The 7,877-nt window shown below is 57.7% G+C and carries 7 protein-coding genes; 5 read left to right on the top strand and 2 right to left on the bottom strand.

Features of this window, described 5'->3' with window-relative positions; translation table 11 throughout:
• Positions 1-187 precede the first annotated feature (187 nt).
• Together ABJK70_RS16990 and ABJK70_RS16985 are read right to left on the bottom strand one after the other, a co-directional pair.
• Positions 188-835, bottom strand: coding sequence for a response regulator transcription factor (locus ABJK70_RS16990; RefSeq protein ID WP_077729611.1), 648 nt, complete (start codon positions 833-835; stop codon positions 188-190).
• Complete coding sequence (locus tag ABJK70_RS16985; RefSeq protein ID WP_240502454.1) at positions 832-2,265, bottom strand: ATP-binding protein; 1,434 nt, start codon at positions 2,263-2,265, stop codon at positions 832-834. The genes ABJK70_RS16990 and ABJK70_RS16985 overlap by 4 nt, the downstream gene beginning before the upstream one ends.
• Before the next feature lie 580 nt (positions 2,266-2,845).
• Between ABJK70_RS16985 and ABJK70_RS16980 the strand changes: the two genes are divergently transcribed.
• From ABJK70_RS16980 to ABJK70_RS16960, 5 genes are all read left to right on the top strand, one after another.
• Positions 2,846-4,651: a methanol/ethanol family PQQ-dependent dehydrogenase gene (locus ABJK70_RS16980; RefSeq protein ID WP_077729610.1), complete on the top strand. Its 1,806-nt coding sequence runs from the start codon at positions 2,846-2,848 to the stop codon at positions 4,649-4,651.
• A 170-nt stretch (positions 4,652-4,821) separates the two neighbouring features.
• Positions 4,822-5,691 (top strand): methanol oxidation system protein MoxJ, encoded by an 870-nt coding sequence (moxJ, locus tag ABJK70_RS16975; RefSeq protein WP_347258547.1) that lies wholly within the window; start codon positions 4,822-4,824, stop codon positions 5,689-5,691.
• 340 nt (positions 5,692-6,031) lie between these two features.
• Positions 6,032-6,505 (top strand): cytochrome c(L), periplasmic, encoded by a 474-nt coding sequence (gene moxG, locus ABJK70_RS16970; protein WP_347258546.1) that lies wholly within the window; start codon positions 6,032-6,034, stop codon positions 6,503-6,505.
• Between the two features lie 32 nt (positions 6,506-6,537).
• Positions 6,538-6,813 (top strand): methanol dehydrogenase [cytochrome c] subunit, encoded by a 276-nt coding sequence (locus tag ABJK70_RS16965; RefSeq protein ID WP_077729605.1) that lies wholly within the window; start codon positions 6,538-6,540, stop codon positions 6,811-6,813.
• Positions 6,814-6,948: 135 nt separating this feature from the next.
• The coding region (locus ABJK70_RS16960) for a MoxR family ATPase (RefSeq protein ID WP_347258545.1) at positions 6,949-7,877 on the top strand (929 nt) is incomplete at its 3' end.

Genomic DNA, 7,877 nt, shown 5'->3' with positions numbered 1-7,877 from the left:
CGTACCCAGATTTACGCTGCCGTCGTCGTTTTCCGCGGCAACGGCAATCTCCGTACTCACGAGGACCAGCAGAGAGGTTCCCGTGTGACATATTCTTCTTATAAACATAAAAACCCCCACACATTCAGCAGAACAGGGAATGGTAAGGGAGTTTAACCGGATGGAATATGGGAAAAATTCCCGACGTCTAAGCCTTCAAGAGGCCGTATTGATAGGCGAGGCGAGCCATTTCCGCGGTGGTGCTCACATTGAGCTTGTTCTTGATCAGAGTGGTGTAATTGCCGACGGTTTTATAGCTGAGGCGGAGTTCGTCAGCGACCTCTCGGGTCGTATAACCTTTGGCCAACAGACAAAACACGTCGAATTCGCGGGCGGAAAGCGAGTTCAAATCGGTGGAAGCGTCTTTTCCGGTGATGGTTTGAACCAATAGTTTCTGAGCTATTTCCGGTTCCACATAAGTTTCGCCCCCGGCCACTTTCTTAACGGCCTCGACCAAGGTCTCCGGAGCGCTGCTCTTGGTGATGTAGCCCTTGGCGCCGGCCTCCAAGGCCCTAAGGACATAAACCAGTTCGTCATGGATGCTGAACACGAGTATTTTGGCTCCGGGATCGCGACCGGAAATGCGGCGGATCGAGGCAAGCCCGCCTATCCCCGGCAGGCTGAGGTCCATGACGATCACATTGGGTTGCGACTCGGAATAGTATTGGCAGGCTTCCTCGCCGCGTTCGGCTTCGCAGATCACCTCGATATTTTCGCTTTGAGACAGCAGGAGGCGATAGCCCGCACGGACCACGGCATGGTCATCGACCAGCATAACGGTGATTTTCGGATTCATCGGGAGGCTTCTCCGCAAGGTACGCAGACTTCGAGCGATACGCCTTCGCCGGAGCGGGTGTTCAGGCTGAATTGCCCGCCCAGGCTGGCGACGCGTTCACGAATGCCGATCAATCCGAAGCCGCGCCTAGGTTGGTTCGGATCGAATCCGCATCCGTTGTCGCTGATTTTGAGCTGGATCCAGCTTCGAGAACGGGTGTCCATTTCCTTCAGTCGAAGTTCTATCCAAACGCCGTCGGCTTCGGCGTGTTTAACGACGTTCGTAAGACATTCCTGCACGATACGAAACAGATGGATTTTCCCGGCACCGGCGAGTTCGTCGACATCGTCTTCACAATCGAAGTGAAGACTGACGCCGGGATTGCGGCTCCGCCAGCTTTCGATCAGATCTTCCAACGAGGCGATGAGTCCCAGTTCGTCCAGCATGAGAGGGCGCAGACGGCGCATCATTCCGCGCACGACGCCGAACAGCCGGTCGCAAACGCCCATGATGCACTCGATGGCTTCATTATCCTGAGGGCGGCTGTCCCGCTTGCGCAGCGAGGCTGCCATGACCTTGATCGCGCTCAAAGATTGTCCGAGCTCGTCGTGCAGTTCCTGAGCCAGATAGCGCCGTTCTTCCTCCTGTATGGCCAAGGACTGCTGAGTGAGCGCGCGGTTTTCGTCGCGGGCCTTTTCCAAAGTCGAGGCCATATGGTTGAACGCTCGAGAAATCCGCGCGAATTCAGGCAAGGAAAAGCTCGGCAGACGCCTGCCGTAATCGCCTCTCTCGATGTCTTCCAGACCGTCGAGAATCACGCCTACGCACCGGAAGGCCCTGCCTACCGTAATGTGCACCAGGGCATAGATCGTCACTGCCAGGACCGCTATGAGCGTCAAAAAGCCCAGAGCTTCGTTCCAAGCTTCGGCAATTTCGTCCTCCGGGTTGGCTTCGATAAGAATGCTGATGACATCCTTGCCGTCGGTTTCTACCCGTTTTTCGGCGACGATGGAACTGGAATCGGGCTTGACGGCCCAGGCAAACCAGCCGGGCACTTCGGATGTTCGTGGATTCCCTCGTGCCGCCGAGTCGGTGAGAGAGTGCTCGCCCCGTCCTTGGGATTCGCCCTTCGGGCCAGCCTGAGGCTGTCCAAATGTGCTTCCATCCACTCGATCCGGGGTTTGGCGGACTTGAATGCGAAGGTGCCGGGTCTTGTCCAGTCTATTCAACTGGGAGAACCAATTGCCTAGCGAATCATCCGTAGAGTTTCGACCTTCGGACAAGCTGACTTCGATCAGTTGCAGGGCTAGATTGACCGTGGAATCGATTTCCTCTGCTACCGATCGGCGGGCGTTGTGGACGGCGAATAAAGTGCCGAGGCCCAGTATCGCCAGCATGGTCAGCACGATCATCAGGTTCAGGCGAAAACGTAAGCTAAGGCTTTCGTGCATGATTTTTATCGGCGCGGCTGTGAATCTTCAGCCTTTTCATAGAAACGAAAACGGGCTCCAGCGAGCCCGTTCGAGAGTAAATCAAAACGGATGAACGTCATTCTTTAGCAATTCGGTAACTCTCTTCATCTTTTTCAACGGGAATTTGAATCGAATCAAGCTAGAGAACACGAATTACCCTGTCAAGAGCGTGAACCAATACTTGAAAAAAAAGGAATTTTTCCCGAGATCGTACCGTTTTTTGATTTATTAGCCCGGCCTCTAAATTAGGCCGGGTTAATCCGGGGCAGGGATGGCCCGGCGCGGCGACAAGCCGCCTGCGCCAAGGCCGGGCGTGTACCCGTGGCCTTGGCAGCGGCCCGAAACACCAGGAGGGTATTTATGGGCCTGATTAACAAAACGGAAACCCGTAAGGGAGCGGGAGATCTATCGCATTTCTTCCTGATTTTTTCCTGTCCCAATTCGGGCTTATTTCACTACAGCCCGCCATGCGATTCTTCCAAAATTCGCCGCCGTGATCATCGATCCGTGATCGCTCTGTCTCAGGACAGTCCGAACAAGTATTCAGCGAGGAGAAAACATGCAAAAACGCAAACTGGCGGCGGCCGTCAGCGGCGCTCTGATGGCAGGCGGGCTTTTGGCCGTCTCCGGCACCGGCTCCGCAAACGACGCTCTCATCGAAATGGCTAAGGATCCGAAGAACTGGGTCATGCAGACCAAGGATTACAGCGCCACCCACTACTCCGAGATGGACCAAATCAATGTAGAGAACATCCATCACCTCAAGGTGGCGTGGACGTTCTCCACCGGCACACTGCATGGTCACGAGGGTGCCCCCCTAGTAGCGGACGGCATCATGTACGTCCACACGCCGTTCCCCAACAACGTATACGCCCTCGATCTCAACGATCCCGGCAAGATTCTCTGGCAATACAAGCCGAAGCAGAATCCGGCGGCCCGCGCCGTTGCCTGCTGCGACGTAGTGAACCGAGGCCTCGCCTACGTACCCGCCGGCGACCACGGTCCGGCCAAGATTTTCCTGAATCAGTTGGACGGCCACGTCGTCGCCCTCAACGCCAAGACCGGCGAAGAAATCTGGAAGATGGAAAACTCCGACATCACCATGGGTTCCACCCTGACCGGCGCGCCCTTCGTGGCTAAGGACAAGGTGCTGGTCGGGTCCGCCGGAGCCGAGCTGGGCGTGCGCGGCTACGTGACCGCCTACAACATCAAGGACGGCAAGATGGAATGGCGTGCCTACGCCACCGGTTCCGACGAAGATCTGCTGTTGGACAAGTCGTTCAACGTACATAACCCTCACTACGGCCAGTTCGGGCTCGGCCAGCAAACCTGGGAAGGCGACGCCTGGAAGATCGGCGGCGGCACCAACTGGGGCTGGTATGCCTATGATCCCAAGCTGGACATGATCTACTACGGTTCCGGCAACCCGGCGCCCTGGAACGAAACCATGCGCCCCGGCGACAACAAGTGGACCATGACCATTTGGGGTCGTGATCTCAACACCGGCAAGGCCAAGTTCGGCTATCAGAAGACGCCGCACGACGAATGGGATTACGCCGGTGTCAATTACATGGGCTTGTCCGAGCAGGAAGTGGACGGCAAGATGACGCCGCTTCTGACCCATCCCGACCGCAATGGCATCGTCTACACCCTCAACCGGGAAACCGGCGATCTGGTCAACGCCTTCAAGATCGACGACACCGTGAATTGGGTGAAAAAGGTCGATCTCAAGACTGGCTTGCCGATCCGCGATCCGGAATACTCCACCCGCATGGACCACGAAGCGAAAGGGATTTGCCCCTCGGCCATGGGTTACCACAACCAGGGTATCGAATCCTACGACCCTGAAAAGAAACTGTTCTTCATGGGCGTGAACCACATCTGCATGGATTGGGAACCGTTCATGCTGCCTTACCGTGCCGGCCAGTTCTTCGTGGGCGCGACCCTCAATATGTATCCGGGACCGAAAGGCACCTTGGGTCAGGTCAAGGCCATGAACTCGGTCACCGGCAAGATGGAATGGGAAATTCCGGAGAAGTTCGCCGTCTGGGGAGGCACCCTGGCGACCGCCGGCAATCTGGTGTTCTACGGTACGCTCGATGGCTACATCAAGGCGCTGGATTCCCGCAACGGCAAGGAGGTCTGGAAGTTCAAGCTTCCTTCCGGCGTTATCGGCCATCCCATCACTTATAAGCACAACGGCAGACAGTACGTCGCCATCTACTCGGGCGTCGGCGGCTGGCCTGGTGTCGGTCTGGTGTTCGACCTGAAGGACCCGACCGCTGGTCTTGGTGCGGTAGGCGCGTTCAAGGAGCTGGCTCACCACACCCAGATGGGCGGTGCGCTGTTCGTGTTCTCGCTATAAGTACCGCATGGTCGTAGGGCGGGTTAGCGTACTCGCGTAACCCGCCGTCCGCGACATCCGGCGGGTTACGACGCGCCGGACTGCCGTGGAATCCGGATGGCAAGGTGGGGCTGCGCGTCTAACCCGCCCTACGTCGAGCGACTCTTTATTTATTGGGAGGAAATCACCCCATGCGTTTGACACGCATAGTCATTTGCGCCTGGCTGTTGGCCGATATCGGCAGCGGACCTGAGGCGGCCGCAGAGCCCCTCAAAGTTTGTGCTGCGGAAAACGAACTGCCTTATTCAAACAAGGACGGCGAAGGCTTCGAAAACAAGCTGGCGGAACTGATCGGCAAGGAATTGGGAAGGCCGGTGGAATACGTGTGGTGGCAAGATCCGCGGTACTTCATTCGGGACCAGCTGGATCGGGGCTTGTGCGATGTCGTTATCGGCGTGGATACGGACGATCCGCGGATGTCGACGTCGAAGCCGTATTATCGTTCCGGGTACGTGTTCATATACCGCAAGGAAAAAGGAGTAAAGGTCGCCGATTGGGAGAGCGACTTTCTGAAGAAGGCCGAACGTATCGCGTTCATGCCGGATACCCCCGCGGAGACCATGCTCAAGAAGGTCGGACGCTATTACGACCAGTTCAACTACCTGCAATCCCTGGTTGGTTTCAAGGCGCGCCGCAACCAATATGTTCGCTACGACCCCGAAAAACTGGTTCGGGAAGTCGAGTCCGGCAGCGCCGACCTGGCGGTGCTTTGGGGGCCCCAGGCTGCCCGTTATGTCAAAAACGCGGACAGACCTCTGGAGATGCGAGTGATCCCGGATCATCAGGCCCGCTCGGACGGGGAAAAGGTGCCGCACCACTATTCCACCTCCGTTGGCGTGAGAAAAGGTGAGGAAGCCTTGCTGGCGGACATCAACCGGGTGTTGAAGAAGCGCGAGAAGGAGATTCGCGCGCTGCTCAACGCGGAGGGAGTTCCGCTATTGCCCGTGGAGGAAACGGGAGCGGCTGCGAGGGAGATCGCCAAAAAAGGCAAATCGACGTAGCACGGATGCGGCGGACGAGTGGTGGCTAATGAAAAACATTCCCGTTTTTCAGTTTGGCTGACCGTTCGCGTCAAACCCCTCTTCCCGAGGGCTGTTCTGCCGGCTGGTCCGCAGAGTACATGGAAGGTGCGGCAGAGGGATCTGCCGCATGACAAGTCGGCCTGGCGATCGGCGAGGCAGCACTGAGTAGCGGAGCGAGGCTGACTTGCACACGCGGCACCCTTAGGGGGTGCCGCACAGGGATGTGCGGCAGGAATCCGTGAGCGGAATTCCTGGGCGCTGCCAGGTTTCAGCCGGCCACGAATTAAATGAATAAAAAAACGAAGAGGACACAAGCTTCATGAAATTACGAATCAGTATGGCTGCGCTCGCCGTGGGCGTGGCCCTCGCATCCGCCGAAAGCTGTGCGGAAATCACTTTCCGCCACGCCGTCACCGGCGAGACCCTGGATTTCGAATACGGTAAAAAAGGCGGCGATACGGACGCTTTCAAGAAATTCAAGGAAACAGGCAAGAACCCCTACAACGGCGACAAGGAAGCCATCGAAAAAGGCCATAGCCTGTATCTCACCGCCTGCTCCGGCTGCCATGGTCACGAGGCCGAAGGCAAACTGGGGCCGGGACTGGGAGACGACTACTGGACTTACCCGAGAGCCGCTACCGATGTCGGCTTGTTCGAAGTTCTCTGGGGCGGTGCCCAAGGCATGATGGGGCCGCAGAGTACCAATCTGAACGCCGACGAAATGCTTCGAGTCATGGCTTGGCTGCGCGACATCTACAAAGGCGATCCCGCCAAGGCCGAATGGCTCAAATAGCTTTCCCCACCACCGAACAGGAGACTCGACCAATGAAACTGAAAACTTTAATCCTGAGCGCCGGGCTGTTGTCCATAGCCGCTTTCAACGCGAGTGCCTACGACGGCACCAAGTGCAAGGCACCGGGCAATTGCTGGGAGCCGAAACCCGGTTATCCCGAAAAAGTGGCGGGCAGCAAATATGATCCGAAGCACGACCCGGCGGAGCTGAACAAGCAACAAGAGGCCATCAAGGCCATGGAAGCCCGCAATCAGAAGCGCTGGGAACAGTTCAGCAAGACCGGGAAGTTCGTCTACAAGGTAGATTGAGTTGGCTGGCGGCTTGGGAGTTGTAGGGCGGGTTAGCGTACTTGCGTAACCCGCCGCCTCGCCTCGTAAGGCGGGTTACGCCGGAATACCGGCTAACCCGCCTTACGATAGGTTGGCTATTCCAATAATTCAAACATGCATTCCGAACAACTATTGGCCGACTGGCGAGAAAAAGCTTTTCGCTTCGAGTCGGAAATCGAAAAAGCCATCATCGGCCAGCCGCGAGCAATCCGGCTGATGACCATCGCCGTGTTCGCCCGCGGCCACGTGCTGCTGGAGGGCAACGTCGGTGTGGGCAAGACCACTTTGCTGAGAGCCGTGTCACTCGCCATCGGGGGCGAGTACGAACGGATCGAAGGGACCATCGATTTGATGCCCGCCGATTTGATCTATTACACCTACCTCGACGAGAACGGCCGGCCGCGAGTCGATCCAGGTCCCGTGCTCAAGCACGGTGAGGGGCTTTCGACCTTCTTCTTCAACGAAATCAACCGGGCGCGTCCCCAGATTCACTCGTTGCTGCTGCGCATCATGGCCGAGCGCAGCGTCACCGCATTCAACCGCGAGTTCCGATTCCCCTATCTTCAGGTGTTCGCCGACCGCAACCGGGTGGAGAAAGAGGAAACCTTCGAGCTTCCGGCTGCCGCCCGCGATCGGTTCCTGTTAGAGATCGCAATGGACTATCCGAGCGACGCGGATATCCTGGATCAGCTGACCTTTGATCCGCGGTACCACGATGCCAACCGTCTGCTCGGGGTGGTGACGCCGGCCGTGCTGCCTTATCGCGAGCTCGACGAGATCGCCGCGGCCATCCAGAGCGGCATTCAGGCCAGCCCGACGCTGCGTGCCTATACCCGCGACTTGTGGCGCGCCAGTCACGAACCGGAGCGGTTCGGCATCTCCGTGGCCGACGCCGACATGTCCGAGCTCATCCAGGCCGGGGCGAGTCCCCGCGGCATGAGTTATCTGATTCGCGCCGCGCGCGTCCATGCCTGGCTCAAAGGCCGCGACCGGGTCATTCCCGAGGACATACAGGGCGTATTATATCCGGCCATGGCTCATCG

It is taken from the genome of Methylocaldum sp. (assembly GCF_039794385.1).
Classification (GTDB): domain Bacteria; phylum Pseudomonadota; class Gammaproteobacteria; order Methylococcales; family Methylococcaceae; genus Methylocaldum.
The sequence above is the reverse complement of the archived record's forward strand: the minus strand, read 5'-3'. Positions and strand labels throughout refer to the sequence as shown.

Excerpts from the sequence above, each read along its gene's own strand:
- ABJK70_RS16990 (WP_077729611.1), bottom strand. The coding sequence starts at position 835 with ATGAATCCGAAAATCACCGTTATGCTGGTCGATGACCATGCCGTGGTC.
- ABJK70_RS16985 (WP_240502454.1), bottom strand. The coding sequence starts at position 2,265 with ATGCACGAAAGCCTTAGCTTACGTTTTCGCCTGAACCTGATGATCGTG.
- ABJK70_RS16980 (WP_077729610.1), top strand. The coding sequence starts at position 2,846 with ATGCAAAAACGCAAACTGGCGGCGGCCGTCAGCGGCGCTCTGATGGCA.
- moxJ (WP_347258547.1), top strand. The coding sequence starts at position 4,822 with ATGCGTTTGACACGCATAGTCATTTGCGCCTGGCTGTTGGCCGATATC.
- moxG (WP_347258546.1), top strand. The coding sequence starts at position 6,032 with ATGAAATTACGAATCAGTATGGCTGCGCTCGCCGTGGGCGTGGCCCTC.
- ABJK70_RS16965 (WP_077729605.1), top strand. The coding sequence starts at position 6,538 with ATGAAACTGAAAACTTTAATCCTGAGCGCCGGGCTGTTGTCCATAGCC.